Source organism: Paenibacillus sp. FSL F4-0125 (assembly GCF_038008565.1).
GTDB lineage: Bacteria > Bacillota > Bacilli > Paenibacillales > Paenibacillaceae > Paenibacillus_AQ.
Genome location: NZ_JBBOZJ010000001.1, coordinates 151,021 through 171,285, shown reverse-complemented (window position 1 = coordinate 171,285; position 20,265 = coordinate 151,021). Strand labels below are relative to the sequence as shown.

15 protein-coding genes, 10 tRNA genes and 2 rRNA genes are annotated in these 20,265 nt (G+C 47.1%); 1 reads left to right on the top strand and 26 read right to left on the bottom strand.

Annotated elements, in window-relative coordinates; translation table 11 throughout:
* Positions 1 to 172: 172 nt before the first annotated feature.
* From hisA to NST74_RS00820, 6 genes are all read right to left on the bottom strand, one after another.
* Positions 173 to 910 carry a 1-(5-phosphoribosyl)-5-[(5-phosphoribosylamino)methylideneamino]imidazole-4-carboxamide isomerase gene (hisA, locus tag NST74_RS00845; RefSeq protein ID WP_339288765.1) on the bottom strand — a complete coding sequence of 246 codons (738 nt, stop codon included), beginning with the start codon at positions 908 to 910 and terminating at the stop codon, positions 173 to 175.
* A gap of 42 nt (positions 911 to 952) precedes the next feature.
* Positions 953 to 1,576, bottom strand: coding sequence for an imidazole glycerol phosphate synthase subunit HisH (hisH, locus tag NST74_RS00840; RefSeq protein WP_341110006.1), 624 nt, complete (start codon positions 1,574 to 1,576; stop codon positions 953 to 955).
* 1 nt (position 1,577) lies between these two features.
* Positions 1,578 to 2,186 (bottom strand): imidazoleglycerol-phosphate dehydratase HisB, encoded by a 609-nt coding sequence (gene hisB, locus NST74_RS00835; RefSeq protein ID WP_042123275.1) that lies wholly within the window; start codon positions 2,184 to 2,186, stop codon positions 1,578 to 1,580.
* On the bottom strand, positions 2,173 to 3,483 hold the full coding sequence (gene hisD, locus NST74_RS00830) for a histidinol dehydrogenase (RefSeq protein WP_341110005.1): 1,311 nt from the start codon (positions 3,481 to 3,483) through the stop codon (positions 2,173 to 2,175). The genes hisB and hisD overlap by 14 nt, the downstream gene beginning before the upstream one ends.
* 39 nt (positions 3,484 to 3,522) lie before the next feature.
* Complete coding sequence (gene hisG, locus NST74_RS00825) at positions 3,523 to 4,161, bottom strand: ATP phosphoribosyltransferase (RefSeq protein WP_042123270.1); 639 nt, start codon at positions 4,159 to 4,161, stop codon at positions 3,523 to 3,525.
* 69 nt (positions 4,162 to 4,230) lie between these two features.
* Positions 4,231 to 5,448 (bottom strand): ATP phosphoribosyltransferase regulatory subunit, encoded by a 1,218-nt coding sequence (locus NST74_RS00820; protein ID WP_042131750.1) that lies wholly within the window; start codon positions 5,446 to 5,448, stop codon positions 4,231 to 4,233.
* 348 nt (positions 5,449 to 5,796) lie between these two features.
* Between NST74_RS00820 and gntK the strand changes: the two genes are divergently transcribed.
* Positions 5,797 to 7,317 carry a gluconokinase gene (gene gntK / locus NST74_RS00815; RefSeq protein WP_341115794.1) on the top strand — a complete coding sequence of 507 codons (1,521 nt, stop codon included), beginning with the start codon at positions 5,797 to 5,799 and terminating at the stop codon, positions 7,315 to 7,317.
* Between the two features lie 78 nt (positions 7,318 to 7,395).
* On the opposite strand, the gene NST74_RS00810 is transcribed toward gntK, so the two are convergent.
* From NST74_RS00810 to rrf, 20 genes are all read right to left on the bottom strand, one after another.
* Positions 7,396 to 8,550: an acyltransferase gene (locus NST74_RS00810; protein ID WP_341110004.1), complete on the bottom strand. Its 1,155-nt coding sequence runs from the start codon at positions 8,548 to 8,550 to the stop codon at positions 7,396 to 7,398.
* Between the two features lie 43 nt (positions 8,551 to 8,593).
* Entirely contained in the window at positions 8,594 to 9,790 is a 1,197-nt protein-coding gene (locus NST74_RS00805; RefSeq protein ID WP_341110003.1) for an acyltransferase, read from the bottom strand.
* A gap of 292 nt (positions 9,791 to 10,082) precedes the next feature.
* Entirely contained in the window at positions 10,083 to 10,592 is a 510-nt protein-coding gene (locus tag NST74_RS00800) for an acyltransferase (protein WP_341110002.1), read from the bottom strand.
* Positions 10,589 to 11,245: a pyrophosphatase PpaX gene (gene ppaX, locus NST74_RS00795; protein ID WP_341110001.1), complete on the bottom strand. Its 657-nt coding sequence runs from the start codon at positions 11,243 to 11,245 to the stop codon at positions 10,589 to 10,591. The genes NST74_RS00800 and ppaX overlap by 4 nt, the downstream gene beginning before the upstream one ends.
* 5 nt (positions 11,246 to 11,250) lie before the next feature.
* The gene (gene lgt, locus NST74_RS00790; RefSeq protein ID WP_042123260.1) at positions 11,251 to 12,282 is read right to left on the bottom strand and encodes a prolipoprotein diacylglyceryl transferase; all 1,032 of its coding nucleotides are present in this window, start codon (positions 12,280 to 12,282) and stop codon (positions 11,251 to 11,253) included.
* A gap of 12 nt (positions 12,283 to 12,294) precedes the next feature.
* On the bottom strand, positions 12,295 to 13,233 hold the full coding sequence (gene hprK, locus NST74_RS00785) for an HPr(Ser) kinase/phosphatase (RefSeq protein ID WP_042123257.1): 939 nt from the start codon (positions 13,231 to 13,233) through the stop codon (positions 12,295 to 12,297).
* A 210-nt stretch (positions 13,234 to 13,443) separates the two neighbouring features.
* Positions 13,444 to 14,565: an ABC transporter ATP-binding protein gene (locus NST74_RS00780; RefSeq protein ID WP_042123255.1), complete on the bottom strand. Its 1,122-nt coding sequence runs from the start codon at positions 14,563 to 14,565 to the stop codon at positions 13,444 to 13,446.
* A gap of 114 nt (positions 14,566 to 14,679) precedes the next feature.
* Positions 14,680 to 15,783: a PucR family transcriptional regulator gene (locus NST74_RS00775; protein ID WP_341109999.1), complete on the bottom strand. Its 1,104-nt coding sequence runs from the start codon at positions 15,781 to 15,783 to the stop codon at positions 14,680 to 14,682.
* A gap of 140 nt (positions 15,784 to 15,923) precedes the next feature.
* A tRNA-Lys gene (locus NST74_RS00770) sits at positions 15,924 to 15,996 on the bottom strand.
* A gap of 5 nt (positions 15,997 to 16,001) precedes the next feature.
* Positions 16,002 to 16,087: transfer RNA gene (locus tag NST74_RS00765), tRNA-Tyr, on the bottom strand.
* Between the two features lie 9 nt (positions 16,088 to 16,096).
* A tRNA-Phe gene (locus NST74_RS00760) sits at positions 16,097 to 16,169 on the bottom strand.
* Between the two features lie 65 nt (positions 16,170 to 16,234).
* A tRNA-Asp gene (locus tag NST74_RS00755) sits at positions 16,235 to 16,312 on the bottom strand.
* Positions 16,313 to 16,325: 13 nt separating this feature from the next.
* Positions 16,326 to 16,401, bottom strand: a tRNA-Thr gene (locus NST74_RS00750).
* A 33-nt stretch (positions 16,402 to 16,434) separates the two neighbouring features.
* Positions 16,435 to 16,510: transfer RNA gene (locus tag NST74_RS00745), tRNA-Val, on the bottom strand.
* An 8-nt stretch (positions 16,511 to 16,518) separates the two neighbouring features.
* Positions 16,519 to 16,595, bottom strand: a tRNA-Met gene (locus tag NST74_RS00740).
* 30 nt (positions 16,596 to 16,625) lie between these two features.
* Positions 16,626 to 16,717: transfer RNA gene (locus NST74_RS00735), tRNA-Ser, on the bottom strand.
* Positions 16,718 to 16,799: 82 nt separating this feature from the next.
* Positions 16,800 to 19,728, bottom strand: a 23S ribosomal RNA gene (locus tag NST74_RS00730).
* Positions 19,729 to 19,868: 140 nt separating this feature from the next.
* A tRNA-Ala gene (locus tag NST74_RS00725) sits at positions 19,869 to 19,944 on the bottom strand.
* Positions 19,945 to 19,964: 20 nt separating this feature from the next.
* Positions 19,965 to 20,041: transfer RNA gene (locus NST74_RS00720), tRNA-Ile, on the bottom strand.
* Between the two features lie 41 nt (positions 20,042 to 20,082).
* Positions 20,083 to 20,199: ribosomal RNA gene (gene rrf, locus NST74_RS00715) — 5S ribosomal RNA — on the bottom strand.
* Positions 20,200 to 20,265 lie beyond the last annotated feature (66 nt).

Sequence of the window (20,265 nt, the reverse complement as noted above, 5' to 3'; positions counted from 1 at the left end):
TCTGAGGAGTAATGTCCCGTTCTACCAACTTAGTCGCTCGGCAGCTGGTGGCTTATAAGCCTATTTCAGCGTTCTATTGCACAAAATGCAACCAGCACCCCTAAATGAGACTTTTCACAGAGTAAGAACGAGTTAATTAGTCAGGTTCGTCAACTAACGCACATAATCAGCACTACTTCTGCCCGAGTGCCTGCAAAGCTTTGGAAAGATCGATATTGCCCGTGTACAACGCCTTGCCAACAATAGCTCCACCCACACCGCTACCGCTATGCACGTTTAGACGTAACAGATCATCAAGACTGGTGACTCCGCCGGAAGCGATCACCGTTTTGCCGCTGACCTTCGCCATGGACACAATGCCCTCCACGTTTGGACCCTGCATCATCCCATCGCGGGAGATATCGGTGTAAATGAACGTTTCCGCTCCTTTTGCAGCCAGTTCCTTAGCAAGATCCTCGGCCCGTACTTCAGAGGTGTTCAACCAGCCGTGTGTCGCAACAAACCCGTTGCGCGCATCAATGCCGATAGCTACTTTATCACCGTATTTAGCCAATACCGCTTCGGTAAAAGCATGGTCATTAATTGCAGCAGTGCCGATAATAACGCGGCTAACGCCAAGTCCGAGCAATTTTTCCACGTCCGCAAGATTACGAAGGCCACCGCCCACTTGAACAGGCACATTAGCATTAGCAGCAATAGCGCCGATAATCGCATCATTCACAGGATGACCTGCTTTCGCACCGTCCAAGTCCACCAAATGAATGAACTTTCCGCCTTGCTCTTCCCATGATTTTGCCACCTCCAGTGGACTATCATTGTATATCGTTTCCTGACTGTAATCCCCTTGTTGCAGCCTGACACATTTTCCATCCCGGATATCAATCGCCGGATATACAATAAAAGAAGACATTTGGCGCTCCCCACTTTCGTTACATTATATTTATAGCGCGGCTTACGCCCGCTCTCCCTTTAATTTCAAAAAATTCCCCAGCAGCTTGATGCCCAGCTCCCCGCTTTTCTCCGGATGGAACTGCATACCGAACACATTATCTTGCCCCACAATAGCTGTGACTGGGTAACCATAATCGGTGACAGCCAGCAAATCGCTCTCTTTCGCTACAATCGCGTGATAAGAGTGAACGAAATACACATGCCCCTCATCAAGACCATCAAACAACTGGCTTTGAGGTTGTGTAAAACTCAGCTTGTTCCATCCCATATGCGGTACTTTATAGCCATCTCTAGGAGCGAACCTCACCACCGAACCTGAGAGAATATCAAGTCCCTCATGGCTGCCATGCTCTTCACCGCTGCTAAATAGCAGCTGCATGCCAAGACAAATGCCAAGCAGCGGCTGGGTTCCGGCTGCTACCTGTTTGACCACTAGATCCAAACCGCTTTCCCGCAGCTGCTCCATCGCATCGCCAAATGCACCGACACCTGGCAGAATGACACTATCAGCAGCGAGAATTTGCTCGGCATCCCCTGTCACAACACACTCATAACCGAGACGTTCTACCGCCTTGCTCACACTGTGCAGGTTGCCCATGCCATAATCGACGATTGCAACAGTCATGCTACAGCACTCCCTTCGTAGAAGGCACACCCTTCACACGCGGGTCAATCAGTGTCGCTTCATCGAGCGCACGTCCGAGAGCCTTGAATACAGCCTCAATCATGTGATGTGTGTTAGAACCGTAGTGTACGATCACATGCAGCGTAATCCGAGCTTCCAGTGCGAACTTCCATAAGAACTCCTGAACAAGCTCCGTCGAAAAGCTGCCCACCTGCTGTGAAGGATACGTTGCGCGATATTCAAAGTGCGGCCGATTGCTAATATCGATTACAACCTGTGCCAACGCCTCATCCATCGGTACAAAAACACTCGCATAACGTTTGATTCCTTTTTTATCACCTAGTGCTTCGTACAATGCTTGACCTAGGCAGATCCCAATGTCTTCAACCGTGTGGTGATCATCAATTTCGATATCTCCACGGGCCTGTACAGATAGATCAAACTGACCGTGCTTCGTAAACAAATCCAGCATATGATTCAAAAAAGGAACATCCGTCTCCAGCTCGGAAACTCCACTTCCATCTACGTTAAGAGACAGCTTGATATCCGTCTCGTTTGTTTTACGGCTTAGCCCCGACTGGCGCAAGGCCTGTTCATTATTGTTCTCCATATCCGTCTCCACCTTTTCCTTCATTCTCTAATCGAATCTCAATAGCTCGTGCGTGACCTTCTAAGCCTTCGCGACGTGCCAGCTCTATAATGGTCTTCCCATCTCGAAGGAGGGCTTCCTTACTGTAATAGATCAGACTTGATTTCTTTATAAAATCATCCACGTCCACTGGTGACGAGAACCGTGCTGTACCATTGGTCGGAATAATATGATTTGGTCCGGCAAAATAATCGCCCACGGGCTCGGAGCTGTATGATCCTAGGAAGATCGCTCCAGCATTCTCGATGCTGCCCACAAGACCCATCGGATCCTCGACAACAATCTCTAGATGCTCTGGTGCCAACCGATTCACTACGGAGATTCCTTCCTCCATAGATTCCACAACAATGATCGCCCCGTAATTTTCTACGGATGAACGGGCGATCGCCTGTCGCGGCAGCTCCTGTAGCTGACGCTCCACTTCGGCAGCCACGCTATCCGCCAAGCTCTGCGATGGCGTGACTAGAATCGCTGAGGCCATCTCGTCATGCTCGGCCTGCGAGAGCAGATCCGCTGCGACATAAGCCGGCTCAGCGGTCTCATCTGCGAGCACGACAATCTCGCTTGGTCCCGCGATACTGTCGATGTCCACGGCGCCATATACCTCGCGTTTCGCCAGCGCAACGTATATATTGCCGGGTCCACATATCTTATCTACCGGTGCTATGCTCTCCGTCCCAAAAGCCAAAGCAGCTACCGCCTGCGCTCCGCCCACACGGTAGATTTCATTCACACCTGCTTCTGCGGCAGCTACCAGGATGTAAGGATCAATTCCTTCTTTGCCGCCGGTGGATGGCGGGGTTACCATAACGATCTCCGGCACGCCTGCGATCTGTGCAGGGATCACGTTCATCAGCACCGAGGAAGGATAAGCTGCCTTACCGCCAGGAACATATACCCCTACCCGCTTCAGCGGACGAATAATCTGTCCCAGAATCGTGCCATCGGGCTGAAGATCCATCCACGAATTCCGTTTCTGTCTAGCATGAAAAGCCCGGATATTTGCTGCGGCCGCTTGAATAGCGGATACGAAAGATTCTTCTACTCGACCATATGCCGCCTGAAGCTCTTCCGGGGTTACCCGTAGCTGATTAGGCGTAAGCGCAACACCGTCAAATTGCTCTGTGTAGCGAAGAAGCGCCGTGTCTCCTTCTTTTTTAATAGCGGCCACAATTTCCTTTACCGCCTTATTTTGCTCCGGTGTTCCATACTCCACTTCTCGCTCTAGCTTAAAATCCTTGCTCGATACAACCTTCATCGCTGGTTCCTCCCTTTACCCCTTAACGTCTCTTGCCACCTACCGCAAATTAGGTTCCCCTATAACCGCCTGCAGTCGGTCACACAGCTGCTGTATCTCTTCATTTTTCATCCGATAGCTCACACGATTCGCCACAAGGCGGCTCGTAATTTCGAAAATACTCTTCATTTCAATTAACCCATTATCCCGCAGCGTTTGCCCGGTTTCTACCATATCCACGATACGATCGGCGAGACCAATCAGCGGTGCAAGCTCAATCGAACCATTTAGTTTCACAACCTCGACCTGTTGTCCCTGCTCCCGGAAATACTTTGATGCTACATTCGGATATTTCGTCGCCACACGCTGCTGAATTCCCGGCTGCCAGTTCGGCAATCCAATGATCGACATACGGCATCGAGCAATGCCAAGATCAAGCAGCTCATATACATCACGATCTTCCTCCAGCAAAACGTCCTTGCCCACAATTCCAATATCCGCCACACCATATTCTACATATGTAGGTACATCTACTGGTTTCGCTAATATAAACTCCATCCCTGCCTCAGGCAGTGGAATAACAAGCTTGCGGGATGCCTCACCATCTGGTGGAATCGGGAGACCTGCCTGGCGGAACAGCTCAGCAGCCTTTTCATAAATCCGACCTTTAGGCATAGCGACCTTCAAAATCTGTGCCATCGTTAAGTTGCCTCCTTTTCCATCTCCATGCAAAATTTATCTTAACCGCTCATTCTTACTAGCGATATCTCAGCCATGCTCACTTATAAAAGACACAAAGGTATAAATTTCTCCATACCTCACACCCTCTGCTTCGACTGTGTCCGTATCCAAACGCTTCACCGTTTCAAGCTCTTCTGGTCCTGCTGCCAATCTAGTCACTACTGCGTGACCTTCCGACCGCAAGCGTGTTGCCTCTTCCAGACCTTCTTTTCTTCGAGTAGCATCATATTGGATCAAGATGGGTAGCTCTTCCTCTTCGTTTGAGCCGGTCACACCATCGAGAATACGATTTGTTTTTAAAGAAAACCCCGTGGATGGGATCGGACGACCAAACTGCTGCAGCAGATTGTCATATCTACCTCCACTGCATACCGGAAATCCTAATTCTGCTGCATACCCTTCAAATGTCATACCTGTATAATAGGAAAAGTCCCCGATCATCGTCAGATCAATCAGTACATGCTGTGATACCCCGTAAGAGACTAGTACCTCCCACACCTTACACAAATGGTCTATCGAATGACGGGCAAGCGGATGACTGCTAAGCTCTAGTGCCTGTCCACAAATCTCCTTACCCCCACGTAAACGCAGCAGTCCATCCAGTTCATTCTTCTGAGCTTCCGTCAGATCCAGTCTCCGTAAGGTCTCACGGAAAGAGACATAGTCACGGCCCAGCAAATGACTCTTCAGCTCCTCTTGAACCTCCGGTAATTCTGGAAGTGCCTCTTGAAATAAACCATTCAGAAAACCGACATGCCCCATAGCAATTTTAAAAGACTTCACACCCGCAGCCTGCAACGATGAAATCGCGAGCGCTACTACTTCAGCATCGGCCTCAGGTGAGTCATCACCTACCAGCTCGACCCCTGTCTGGAAGAACTCCGCTTCCCGCCCTGCTTCTTCCTCTATGGCACGGAAGACATTAGCGTGATAGGATAACCGCAATGGTAATGGCTCATCCTTCAATAAAGATGCGACAACACGGGCAACCGGAGCAGTCATTTCAGAACGAAGCACTAGCGCCTGACCACGATTGTTGAGCAATTTATAAAGCTTTTGGTCGGACGTTGAACTAGCCACGCCAACCGTATCGTAATATTCTAGCGTCGGAGTCATCATTTGCTGATAACCCCAGCGACTCATACAATGCAGGACATCATTCTCAATTTTGCGTAATTTTGTTACGGCGCGGGGCAGATAGTCCCGAACGCCAGACGGCTTCTCAAATCCCTTTGGTTTGGACATCTTCATTGTTCACCTCGTCAGTTATCATTAGATACTGTTTATGTTTACTTTACCATGGTAAAGTGGTAGCAAATTAAAGTATTTTCAATATCGTATCATGTTCACTGCTTTTTCGTCAATCAAACGGGGTAAAGCCTATAACTTCATTTCAAATGCTTGTATGCTTAAGCTTGTCTGAATTAAACACTTATGTACTTCGAACCAAAACTTGGGAATCCCTTTATTTTGCCTCCACGTTTATCCAATACTATAATGAGCTAATATGATTGTACTTCATAATTCTGTAATTTGTGTTCTAAAAATCTACCCACAACTAGAAAGAAGGGCTAATGCGTGACTAAATCCTATATGATTGGCGTTGATATCGGAACTACGAGTACCAAGGCAGTTCTCTTCGAGGAAAAAGGAGCCATAGTTGCACAAGCTAATGTAGGATATCCTTTACATCAGTCCTTACCCTCAATAGCGGAGCAAGACCCAGAGCAAATCCTGAATGCAGTCTTCCATACTATCTCTGCTGTCATGCGGCAAAGCGGTGTCTCTGCGGATGCAATCCTATTCGTCTCCTTCAGCTCAGCCATGCACAGTGTCATTGCAGTTGATAAACTGGGTAAAGCCCTAACTGCCTGCATCACATGGGCCGATAATCGCAGCGCCGGATGCGCACTTCGTTTAAAGGAGGAGCTAAACGGCCATGAATTGTATCTGCGTACAGGAACACCTATACACCCCATGTCTCCGATCACCAAGCTAATGTGGCTTCGCGAAGAGCAGCCGGACGTATTCCACCAAACCTATAAATTTATTTCCATAAAAGAATACATATTCGCAAGACTGTTTGGCGAATACATCATTGATCATTCCATTGCCTCTTGCACAGGTATGCTCAATCTGGAGAATCTAGAATGGGATAAAGAAGCTTTAGAGATTTCCCATATCACAGCGGATCAGCTCTCGCGGCTTGTTCCCACCACGCAGATTATGCATGGACTGCTTCCCGGTCTGGCAGAGCAGCTCTTACTTCTCCCTACAACCCCATTTGTTGTTGGAGCCAGTGACGGCGTCTTATCCAACCTCGGGGTAGGTGCCATTGAACCCGGTGTAGTGGCCGCTACGATTGGAACCAGCGGAGCAATACGTACCGTAGTGGATCACCCGCTCACCGATCCCAAAGGACGGACCTTCTGTTATAACCTTACTCCAAATCATTGGGTGGTCGGAGGACCGGTTAATAATGGCGGTATGCTGTTCCGCTGGGTACGGGATGAGTTCGCCGCATCCGAAGTCGAAACCGCCAAACGTCTTGGCATTGACCCTTATGAGGTGCTGACCCGCATCGCGGAGCAGGTTCCACCAGGCAGCGGTGGGCTTCTGTTCCATCCCTACTTAACTGGTGAACGGGCACCACTGTGGAATCCGGATGCCCGCGGCTCCTTCTTTGGCCTATCTATGAATCACCATAAAGAACATATGATTCGGTCAGTACTTGAGGGCGTAATCTTCAATATGTATATGGTACTTCTTGCTATGGAAGAGCAAATCGGACGCCCAAGCAGAATCCTAGCCACAGGCGGCTTCGCCCGCTCCTCGGTGTGGCGGCAGATGATGGCTGATATCTTTGATCAGGAGGTTGTCATTCCAGAGAGTATCGAGAGCTCCTGCCTCGGAGCGGTTGTACTTGGCCTTTATGCAACAGGTCGAGTCGATTCTTTTGATGTGGTGTTTGACATGATCGGTTCAACCTATAAGCATGATCCAATAGATGAACATACCAAAATATACAAACAGCTGCTACCGATTTATATTTCTGTTTACCGTAGCCTTGAAAGCCAGTATCAAGCCATTGCAGAATTTCAGCGGCAAATATAATAAATTAAAAAGCGCCGGTCAATCCACCCAATGGTGGAATACCGACGCTTTCTTTATTGCCATTAACGCATAACTTAGTTACGCACCTTTGGAATTCGTTTTCGCTTTTTGTGGACCCGATCCGAAAATGATCCAAGCTGATTTAAGATATCGGAAGGCTACAGCCACTACCAGCCATGAACCTAACAATGCAAAGAGCCAACCCCCAGCAATTGCTGCGGTATAGGCAAGAGAACCCCCGTGAAACGGTATTTTTCTATAGAAAAATAGCAGTAAAGGGTGAAGCAGATAAATTCCGAAAGAGCAGGCTCCGGCAGATAACAACAATCTTGTAAGCAAACTTCGGCCCGCTCCGTACAGTAAGAAGGATACTTGCAGCAGCACCAAACAAGAGAGCAGCGCATGCAGGTTAGAGAATCCCTCATACCATAAACTATTAATGACTGTTTTCTTCGTATAGTTGTTAAACCATAGCTCAACATGAACAATCCCTGCTACGATCCATAACAACCACAATGTAATCCATACCGGACCTTTACCAGTGCGCCAGCCTTCACGTGAAGGTACCAGCCATTTTTTCAAAGAAGAATAATATACTGCAATCCCAGCACCCAGCAAGAAATACGAGAAATAAGTGATTGCCAGACTGCCTTTGGACAACTGCCAATACCCGTTATTAGTCATGTATTTATTCAGTAGTACGAAACCCCATTGTAGAATTAATCCGATTAGCGGCGCCCAAGCCGCCAGACGGCGAACCTTTTGCAGACACCACAGAATAAGCGGAAATAACACGTAGAACTGAATAATGATAATAATGTAATACAAATGCGTATATGCCGTTCCTGTCCATAAATACTTCCAAAGCTTAGAAGCCATCTCCCCTGGAGGTAAGCTCCATGTATGACCGGCCGTCATTTTTAAAGCGAAATATAGCAACGAGAATAGCACATAGGGCACAATAATATAAAGCAGCCTTCTACTGTAGAACTTCCCCAGCGTCTTTCCGCCCAGTGGACGATCAATATAGTTATAGAACAGCACGAACCCACTTAAAAATATGAATGAAGGTACGGCGAACTGGCTGAATTTATTAATAAATAAGAACGGATGAAACATGTTTGTACCTAATGTCTCCGCCAACGTTCGCGAAGTCGCATGAATAGCTAGCACTGCAAAAATAGCAATCGCGCGGAAAATATCCAGCTGCGGAATTCTTTCTTTTTGTTTCATGATCTTTCCTCCTGTTAAGCTCCGCATCCAATTGATGCCTTAATCAAGTATTAACCTTACTCATCTCATCAGAGGCATGTCCTGACTTTACCTTGGAACTAGACTCTAAAGACCGAGGAACACTCCCTAAGAAGATCCATGACTTAGGAATTCGGCGAAAAGCAAATTGCACCATGAACCAGCTTCCTCCCAGCGCAAACGCAAGTCCTCCATAGATAAAGAAAACATAAGTTAGCGACTCTAGGGGAATATGATATCGGAACCTGCGATATATCGCCAGCAATAGCGGATGAATCAAATAAATCGCAAATGACAGCTCACCCAGACGAGTCAAAAAAGCGACAATCCTGCGTGGAGCCCTACGGTGGATCAAAAATGCAGCATACAGCAGCACCAACGCTGACAATATCGTATGGACATTCCATAACAGCTCGTACCACAGCGAATCCGTCCACACCCCAAAATGGCGGGCCACATACCATAGCTGCACATGGATAAAGGCTGCAATTAACCACAAGCTCATTAATAGGGCAGTCCATCCCTTTTGCTTGGCAGGCAGCTCTGTCCATGGCTTTATCAGCCATTGCTTCACCTTCTCAAAGTGAATGGCAATATAAGCACCCATCATATAATAAGCTAAATAGGAGATCGCCAAGCTCCCTTTTTCAACAATGTGCAGTTCGTACTTATTCCAGAAAATAAACCCCCACTGAAGAGCCAACCCGAGCGGAACCGCCCATCGTACTAAGAATCGGGAGCTCTGCAACAGCTTAAGCAGCACTGGAAAAAGTACATAAAACTGAATACTAATAAACACAAAATACAGATGAGCATAGGCTGAACCCGAGAATAACGCTCTAGAAAAGCTTAACAAGTTGTCTCCGAGGTTCTGCGTCAATCGTCCGTTCACATATAAGGTTAGTGCATAGTACCCTACAGAAGCTAGAAAATAGGGCAGTAAAATATACTTTAATCGACGACGATAGAAATTAATGATCAAGCTGCGTGTCACAGGACGACCATAATAATTATAAAACAATACGAAGCTGCTAAGGAAAATAAATGAAGGCGTGCCGAATTTAAAGAAAATGTTCATCCAGTTCAGCCAGTAATAATAAGGAGAATGCAGTGCCTGCTCTCCAGCAGCAAATGATGAGGAATGCACATGCAATACACCTAATATAGCTAATGCTCTGAAAATATCCAGTTGGGGCAGTCTTTCCTGTCTCGCAGTGTTCATGTTCTATTCCTCTTCTCTACTATGATGGTTGTTCATAGAGACGCTAAGCGGAATGTTGAAACTGAAATATCAGGAAGCCTGCACCTGCTGATTTTACATTCTGATATTAGAAGCTGAATGCCTAGCGTGGGATTCGCCTTATCACTAACGATTATTATATCGAATGCATCTGTTTGAAAAACTTAAGAAGATCTTAAAGTTTCCTTAATAAGCTTCTCCAAGACGCAAGAAACCCTGCAGATCCTGCGCTAAAAAAACGCAATATGAAACTGCAGGGTTTACGAAGCATCTTTTACACTTGTTCCGAGGAATCTTCCGATGAAGATGGGCGCAGCTCTCGCAGCGGATTGCCTCCGACAAAAGAGCCGGCTGCCACATCCTTGTGTACTACTGATCCTGCGGCAATAACTGCCCAATCACCGATGGTCACACCGGGAAGAATCGTTGTATTCGCACCGATCAATACATTTTCACCAATCACTACTTCGCCTAGCCGATATTCCTTGATTAGATACTCATGCGCCAGAATCGTCGTGTTATAACCGATAATAGAGTTCTCACCCACCCTTATTTTTTCCGGAAAAAACACATCCACCATCGCCATCAGACCGAAGGAGGTATGCTTCCCAACCTTCATACCGAGAATCCGACGATAGATCCAATTCTTTAACGGTAGAATCGGGCAATAACGTGCGATTTGAATAAAAATAAAGTTGCGGACACCCTTCCATGGGCTGACCGTACGGTAAATGTACCAAAGTGAGTTATGACCTTCTACAGGATATCGGGTTACGTTTCTCACGATTCACTCGTTCCTCGTTCCACAATTTCTATAATATCCTTCATGTTATGGATGATATAGTCGGGATCATACTTGCGGAGAGTCTCTTCGCCTTTTAATGACCACGATACGCCAGCCGCATATACACAAGCAGCTTTTGCTGACTGAATATCAACCGTACTGTCACCCACCATAAGCGTTTTACGAGGATCAACGCCAAGGTTATTGACTGCCGTCAGAACAGGCTCTGGATGTGGCTTTGGTTCAGTAACATCGTTCACCGTCACAATCGTATCCATGTACTTTAGCAAATCAAACATCTCAAGCGATTTAATCGTTGTTGGACGAATTTTTGTGGTTACAATCCCCATTTTAATCCCACGACGTTTGAGCTCCTCCATCGTCTCATTCACATGAGGAAAGGGACGTACTAACTCATCGTGATGTTCATAATTATAAGAACGGTAGGATCTTTCTAGCGCACCACTTACATCCTCAAGTCCAGAGAAGACTCTCATCTGTTGCTGAAGGGTTGTGCCCATATGCGGAATAATCTCTTCCCTGGTGAGTGGAGCCAGACCATTGTCCTTCAGCGCGTACATAAACGAACTAATAATTAGCTCATTCGTATCGACAATCGTTCCATCCAGATCAAAAAGAACGCATTCTATCATAAGCTTTACTGCTCCTTCTTATCTCCATCCGCAGGCTGTCCTTGTTCAGGTTGTGCCCCATGACGAGCTTTCTGCGGTGTATTTACTGCACTTTCTGGCACTACGGTATCTGCTTTGATCGGTTTAGTACATACGATAGGATCAGAATAATGTGCTTTAGGCTCTCCGGTGACCCTACGAATAATGATAAGCAGTACAGCTGCAACGATGATCAGTAGAGCAAGTAGCTGGGAAATACGGATATTTCCATAGCTTGGGTCCAAGTATCCTTGTTCAAAACCTAGCCACTCCATCGGTTTCCACAATCCGTTCATAAAGGATGCCAAACCTGCGCTTCCATTAAACGCCAAGCTGTCCGTACGTATGGCTTCGATGAAGAAACGACCGATGGAATACCATATAAAGTAAGACATGAAGATCTCACCGGCACGCACAAATTTCTGACGACGGAGGACCATGAGAAGTGCGATGCCCAGTAAGCTCCAAAGAGATTCATATAGGAAGGTTGGATGATGAAAAGCATCCCCTATGTACATTTGGTTCACAATGAAGTCAGGTAAATGCAGTTTATCCCGTAAAAAAGACTCTTCAACCACGCTGCCGTATGCCTCTTGGTTGACAAAGTTCCCCCAGCGTCCAATCATTTGACCCGCAAGTAGTCCGGGTGCACAAATGTCAACGATACGCCAGAAGGGGTAGCCTTTATAGCGGAAATATATAATTCCACAAATAATGGCTCCAATTAATGCACCGTAAATGGCAATGCCACCGTTCCAGATCTTAAAGACATCTATTAAATTATCCTTATAATCCTCCCATTTAAATGCTACAAAATAAATCCGTGCCCCGATAATGGCTGAGGGCACACCTAGCAGCAGCATATCCATAAAGAATTCTTGTGGGATACCAAACCGTTTGCCCTCGCGGATCGCAAGATATAACCCCGCGAGTGCACCGAAACCTAGTATTAATCCATACCAGTGTACTTGCAGTGATCCAATTGAGAAGACAATAGGATTTAGTGCTAATGGGAACATTCTCTCACACTCCTAATCGAGATCATCCATATCTTCAGATATGGTTGCAGTTAACTTATTCGTAAACTGCAGGGCTGCATTAAAGCCCATTTGTTTCAGGCGATAGTTCATCGCTGCAACCTCAATAATAACAGCAAGGTTACGTCCTGGGCGTACAGGAATCGTTACAAGTGGAACATCGGTGTCGATAATCCGTGTCGTTTCCTCGTCGAGTCCAAGCCGGTCATATTGCTTGTCTTGCTGCCAAGCTTCCAATCTAACAACAAGTGTAATCCGTTTATGATTACGAATGGCACCCGCACCAAACAGTGTCATTACATTAATGATACCTACTCCACGGATCTCCAGTAAATGACGGATTAACTCAGGTGCTGTACCATGCAGCTGGTTATCTGAAGTCTGACGGATTTCTACGGCATCATCAGCAATCAAGCGATGTCCGCGTTTTACAAGTTCAAGGGCTGTTTCACTTTTACCAATCCCACTACTACCGGTGATTAGCATACCTACACCATATACATCACAAAGTACGCCATGTATCGTTGCTGTAGGGGCTAATTTTCCTTCTAAGAAGCTCGTCAACCGGCTAGAGAAAATAGTCGTAGCCATGGAGCTCCGAAGCACAGGAAGTGCCTTTTCATTACTTATGTCAATTAACTCCTGAGGCACATCCAAACCACGTGTAATTACAATACAAGGTGTGTTGTCATTACAAATTCCACGAAGTCGACTTTTCCGCTCAGCTTCAGGCAGCATGGAGAAAAAAGCGAGTTCTGTTTTGCCTAGCAATTGAACACGTTCTTCTGGATAATATTCAAAATAACCAGCAATCTCTAGTCCAGGGCGATTCAGGTCATCGACCGTAATGGGTCTCTTTAGACCTTCCTGGCCGGAAATAACCTCTAATTGAAAATGCTGTACCAATTCAGATACTTTTACTTTCTTAGCCATGTAAGTTCGTCCTTTCGTCACCTGCGGTATTTGTCCGCTTACTGCGTCCGGTTGGCAGCGATCTCATTACATTCCGGAGGTAATTCTCCTGCTATCTTAATTGATAACGCCTATGAATGCAATCTTAGCGCCTAACCAAACAGGGTCCATCTAAACAATAAAGCCACCCTTTCGGGTGGCTTTATCAAGAGAGAAAAGATCTTTACAATCTTATCCCAACAAAATGTTAGCTTCGGATTCTTTATCAAAGAAGTGAATTTTGTTCATGTCGATAGCCAATTTTGGCTTGCTGCCTTCGCGAGTAGTGGAACGTCCATCTACACGAGCGATTACAGTAGATTTACCAAGGCCGCTCAAGTAAAGGAGCATTTCATGACCAAGGTTTTCAGTAACATCAACCAATGAAGTAAAGATTGTGTTCGGGGAAGCTTCCAAGAATACTGGCTCTTCATGGATATCTTCTGGACGAACGCCCATGATTACTTCTTTACCGATGTAACCTTTGTTGCGGATGATTTGTGCTTTTCCGCCTGGTACTTCAACATCAAGGTTCTCAGCACGGAAACGGATAGAACCGCTTACTTCAGACAAAGTACCATTGATAAAGTTCATTGTAGGGGATCCGATAAATCCAGCTACGAACAAGTTTGTAGGTTCATTGTACAACTCTTCAGGGGAAGCTGCTTGTTGAATGATACCATCATACATAACTACGATGCGATCACCCATTGTCATAGCTTCTGTTTGGTCATGCGTTACGTAGATACAAGTGGTTTCAAGGCGTTTAACCAGTTTAGTGATTTCAGCACGCATTTGACCACGAAGTTTAGCATCCAAGTTGGAAAGAGGCTCATCCATCAAGAAGACTTGTGGATCACGTACGATAGCGCGTCCCAAAGCGACACGTTGGCGTTGACCACCGGAAAGCGCTTTTGGTTTACGATCTAGCAAATGCTCGATATCGAGAATTTTAGCAGCTTCGCGAACTTTCTTGTCGATTTCATCCTTCTTCACTTTACGAAGTTTCAAACCGAAAGCCATGTTTTGGTATACGCTCATATGCGGATACAGGGCGTAGGATTGGAATACCATCGCGATATCGCGGTCTTTAGGTGCAACGTCGTTAACTACACGATCGCCAATGTACATTTTACCTTCAGAGATTTCTTCCAAACCAGCGATCATACGCAAAGTTGTGGATTTACCGCAACCGGAAGGTCCAACCAATACTAGAAATTCCTTATCTTTAATATCAAGATTGATATCGATTACTGTCGCTTTATCTGAACCCGGGTATTTTTTGAAAATATGCTCTAAACGTACGCCTGCCATTGTATTTCCCCCTCGAGTTAATTATTAATTAGTTAAAATAAAAATTCTGTTTCCTTGTACATTTATATTACCCCAGTCGGGACACGATGGCTATTTGTAAGGTTCACAAAAAACCTATTTCCTTTTCGTCACTTTATACAAAAGCATAGTAAGCTTCACAATAGCAGCGTCCCCAAAGCTTCTTACATCTGCCCCAGTCTCTTGTTTTATCTTATCCAGACGGTATAGGAGCGTATTACGATGGATATATAGCTTCTTGGCGGTTTCACTTACATTACAGTCCATCTCGAAGAAAGTCTCTAAGGTCAGCAGCATTTCTTTATCTGATAGTACAGAGGAATAATCACCAATTTGTCCAAGCAGCTGTTTACGGCGTACGTCAGGTATGCTGTTAACCAAACGTTCCAAATGCAGCTCCCAAGGTAAATGAATATACTCTCCTACTTGAAAAATACGACCAAGAACAATCGTCTCCCTGAGCAAAGCCACAGATCCTGTTAATCCCTTAACAGGGACAATAGCCGGAGCCACCGCCAAATGGAATACACCTACCCATTCACTTGCTATCAGCTCATGTAAACCCATACTAGTCTGTGCTAGAAGATCATCTACACTCTCTTCTTCATCATCCTTATCATCCCCGCCCATAAGCAATTCTTTACGGGCTAAAATTAACCATTCCTTTTCTTGAAGAGGAATTAGCATGATTTCATTCTCAAAATAGCTGCGCAGCAATTTCATCAGTGAACGATAAGTTATCTGTGGGCTGTGTGCAATCTCACTACTAAGGAGGAATGGAATCATGTCACCGAACAGACGCCCCTTTAAGGTCATCTCATCCGGAATCTCAGTGTCATTCTTCTCTTGCTCTAGCTCTGTGTTTAACCAGGCGCCAAGCTGCCGTGCCTCCACTTCGCCTTCTTCTCTAAGCCCTGTAGCTTTAAGTGCAATAGCAAAATTCCGAACTGCATAATTGACCAATTGTACTTCCAGAGAGCTGAGCCCTTCCATTTCTACCCAAACAGCGGTTATACGTCCGTCACTCTCATACAAAGGTGCCCAGAGATGGCCCTCATGGATTACCAGCTGATCCTGCGCTTCTAATCCCATGCTAAAAAGAGAAGCTGAATGCTGCCTCCCTAACTGCTTGATTCCGGTTCTCTTTCCGGTGAGCTGCTCTAATTTTTTCCGCAATGTCTCACTATCCATAGTCACCATGCTCCACCACTTTTGCTCTTTTCGCCTATTTTAGCATATTCTCTTATATTATGTTAATCGCTACATTAGCGCGCCACTATAATACAACTTTAAAACACAAAAAAAGCCATCACCTTATGGTGATGACTTTCTGTTTGGGATGAGCCATGAAGGACTCGAACCTTCGACACCCTGATTAAAAGTCAGGTGCTCTACCAACTGAGCTAATGGCTCATAAATGGTGGGGGATGATGGATTCGAACCACCGAACACGTACGTGAGCAGATTTACAGTCTGATGCGTTTGGCCACTTCGCTAATCCCCCAGGGAAAAGTGGCTCGAGACGGATTCGAACCGCCGACACGAGGATTTTCAGTCCTCTGCTCTACCGACTGAGCTATCGAGCCATATTAAATTGACATAAAAATAAAGTGGTAGTATTAAACTTCCCACCCTAATCTTGTGGAAAAAATGGCGGAACCGACGAGATTCGAACTCGCGATCTCCTGCGTGACAGGCAGGCATGTTAGGCCAACTACACCACGGTTCCGCATTAGTAATAATGGTGCCGGCGAGAGGACTTGAACCCCCAACCTACTGATTACAAGTCAGTTGCTCTACCAGTTGAGCTACACCGGCACGGTGTAAAAAGTATTCCTAAAAAAGTAATAATGGTGGAGGCTGAGGGGATCGAACCCCCGACCCTCTGCTTGTAAGGCAGATGCTCTCCCAGCTGAGCTAAGCCTCCAGGTATTATGGTAGCGGCGAAGGGGATCGAACCCCCGACCTCACGGGTATGAACCGTACGCTCTAGCCAGCTGAGCTACACCGCCACAATAATTAGAAATGCTATGGATTGAAAATGGCGGAGAGAGTGGGATTCGAACCCACGCACCGCTTACGCAGTCTAACCCCTTAGCAGAGGGTCCCCTTATAGCCACTTGGGTATCTCTCCAAACGATATCAGTACCACAGCAATCCAAACAGGAATTTGACTCCCTGAAAACTGAATCCGAATTGAATTTGCGTTTTAAGTATAGGATAAGCCCTCGACCGATTAGTATTGGTCAGCTCCATGCATTACTGCACTTCCACCTCCAACCTATCTACCTCGTCGTCTTCAAGGGGTCTTACTAATTGGGAAATCTCATCTTGAGGGGGGCTTCACGCTTAGATGCTTTCAGCGCTTATCCCGTCCGTACGTAGCTACCCAGCCATGCTTCTGGCGAAACAACTGGTGCACCAGCGGTACGTCCATCCCGGTCCTCTCGTACTAAGGACAGCTCCTCTCAAATTTCCTGCGCCCACGACAGATAGGGACCGAACTGTCTCACGACGTTCTGAACCCAGCTCGCGTACCGCTTTAATGGGCGAACAGCCCAACCCTTGGGACCTACTTCAGCCCCAGGATGCGATGAGCCGACATCGAGGTGCCAAACCTCCCCGTCGATGTGGACTCTTGGGGGAGATAAGCCTGTTATCCCCAGGGTAGCTTTTATCCGTTGAGCGATGGCCCTTCCATGCGGTACCACCGGATCACTAAGTCCGACTTTCGTCCCTGCTCGACTTGTAGGTCTCGCAGTCAAGCTCCCTTATGCCTTTGCACTCTTCGAATGATTTCCAACCATTCTGAGGGAACCTTGGAACGCCTCCGTTACTCTTTAGGAGGCGACCGCCCCAGTCAAACTGCCCGCCTGACACGGTCCCCGTACCCGATTAGGGCACTAGGTTAGAACCTAGATACGATCAGGGTGGTATCCCAACGGCGCCTCCACCGAAGCTTGCGCTCCGATTTCTACGGCTCCCACCTATCCTGTACAGATCGTACCCAAATTCAATATCAAGCTGCAGTAAAGCTCCATGGGGTCTTTCCGTCTTGTCGCGGGTAACCTGCATCTTCACAGGTATTAAAATTTCACCGGATCTCTCGTTGAGACAGCGCCCAAGTCGTTACGCCATTCGTGCGGGTCAGAATTTACCTGACAAGGAATTTCGCTACCTTAGGACCGTTATAGTTACGGCCGCCGTTTACTGGGGCTTCGGTTCATAGCTTCGGGTTACCCCTAACCACTCCCCTTAACCTTCCAGCACCGGGCAGGCGTCAGCCCGTATACTTCGCCTTGCGGCTTCGCACAGACCTGTGTTTTTGCTAAACAGTCGCTTGGGCCTTTTCACTGCGGCCCCCTCGTGCTATTCACACTACCGGGGCACCCCTTCTCCCGAAGTTACGGGGTCATTTTGCCGAGTTCCTTAACGAGAGTTCTTCCGCGCGCCTTAGAATTCTCTTCTCGCCTACCTGTGTCGGTTTGCGGTACGGGCACCTTCTCCTGGCTAGAGGCTTTTCTTGGCAGTGTGAGATCATGACCTTCGCTACTACAATTTTCGCTCCCCATCACAGCCCAGCCTTAACGATGTGCGGATTTGCCTACACATCAGCCTCACTGCTTAGACGGACATATCCATCAGTCCGAGTCACTACCCTCCTGCGTCACCCCATCGCTCATAGCGGATTACGGTGGTACAGTAATTTCAAACTGTTGTCCTTCGACTACGCCTTTCGGCCTCGCCTTAGGTCCCGACTTACCCTGAGCGGACGAGCCTTCCTCAGGAAACCTTGGGCTTTCGGCGGATCAGATTCTCACTGATCTTTTCGTTACTCATACCGGCATTCTCACTTGTATGCTGTCCAGCGCTCCTTACGGTACACCTTCAACCCACATACAACGCTCCCCTACCCCAGATACATACGTATCTAGCCATAGCTTCGGTGGTGTGTTTAGCCCCGTTACATTTTCGGCGCAGAGTCACTCGACCAGTGAGCTATTACGCACTCTTTCAATGGTGGCTGCTTCTAAGCCAACATCCTGGTTGTCTGTGCAACTCCACATCCTTTCCCACTTAACACACACTTGGGGACCTTAGCTGATGGTCTGGGCTGTTTCCCTTTTGACAATGGATCTTAGCACTCACTGTCTGACTCCCGGCAATAAGTATATGGCATTCGGAGTTTGACTGAGCTTGGTAATCCTTGCGGACCCCGCACCCAATCAGTGCTCTACCTCCACTACTCTTATACCGAGGCTAGCCCTAAAGCTATTTCGGGGAGAACCAGCTATCTCCGAGTTCGATTGGAATTTCTCCGCTACCCCCACCTCATCCCCGCACTTTTCAACGTGCGTGGGTTCGGGCCTCCAGTGCGTGTTACCGCACCTTCACCCTGGACAGGGGTAGATCACACGGTTTCGGGTCTACGTCCACATACTCATTCGCCCTATTCAGACTCGCTTTCGCTGCGGCTCCGTCTTCTCGACTTAACCTTGCATGTTAAACGTAACTCGCCGGTTCATTCTACAAAAGGCACGCCATCACCCATAAATAGGGCTCTGACTTTTTGTAAGCACACGGTTTCAGGTTCTATTTCACTCCCCTTCCGGGGTGCTTTTCACCTTTCCCTCACGGTACTGTTTCACTATCGGTCGCCAGGTAGTATTTAGCCTTAGCAGATGGTCCTGCTGGATTCATACGGGGTTTCACGTGCCCCGCACTACTCGGGATCCGTCTCGGAGAGAACACAGTTTAGGCTACAGGGCTTTTACCTCTATCGCGGGCCTTTCCAGACCTCTTCGCCTACCATATTCCTTTGTAACTCCATGTGAGACGTCCCACAACCCCTAAGAGCAAGCTCTTAGGTTTAGGCTGTTCCGCGTTCGCTCGCCGCTACTGACGGAATCACTATTGTTTTCTCTTCCTCAGGGTACTTAGATGTTTCAGTTCCCCTGGTCTGCCTCTACATACCCTATGTATTCAGGTATGAGTAACTGCGAATTACCACAGCTGGGTTTCCCCATTCGGACACCCCCGGATCAAAGCTTGCTTACAGCTCCCCGAGGCAGTTTCGTTGTTCGCCACGTCCTTCGTCGGCTCCTGGCGCCTAGGCATCCTCCGTGTGCTCTTATTAGCTTAACCTTGATTTTTCTTTCGAAAAATCTCACTAATAACATTTACTTGTTTGCACAAGTTGCTAAAAGATGTTCTAAAACGCAAATTCGTTTCGGTATCCAGTTTTCAAGGATCAAAGTTAAAGAAAGTATTGAATTTAAAAATTATGGTGGAGCCAAGCGGGATCGAACCGCTGACCTCCTGCTTGCAAGGCAGGCGCTCTCCCAGCTGAGCTATGGCCCCATAAAGGGATATAAGTTATATGGTGGGCCTTGGTGGACTCGAACCACCGACCTCACCCTTATCAGAGGTGCGCTCTAACCAACTGAGCTAAAAGCCCATATAACATATAATATTGTGAATCAACCAAAGTGGTTGTTCGCTTGGCGGCGTCCTACTCTCCCAGGACCCTTCGGTCCAAGTACCATCGGCGCTGGAGGGCTTAACGGTCGTGTTCGGGATGGGTACGTGTGGAACCCCTCCGCTATCGCCACCAAACGCATATGAAAGAGACTTGCTCTTTCAAAACTGAACACGAGTGAGTGTTTGAACCCGAAGGTTCTA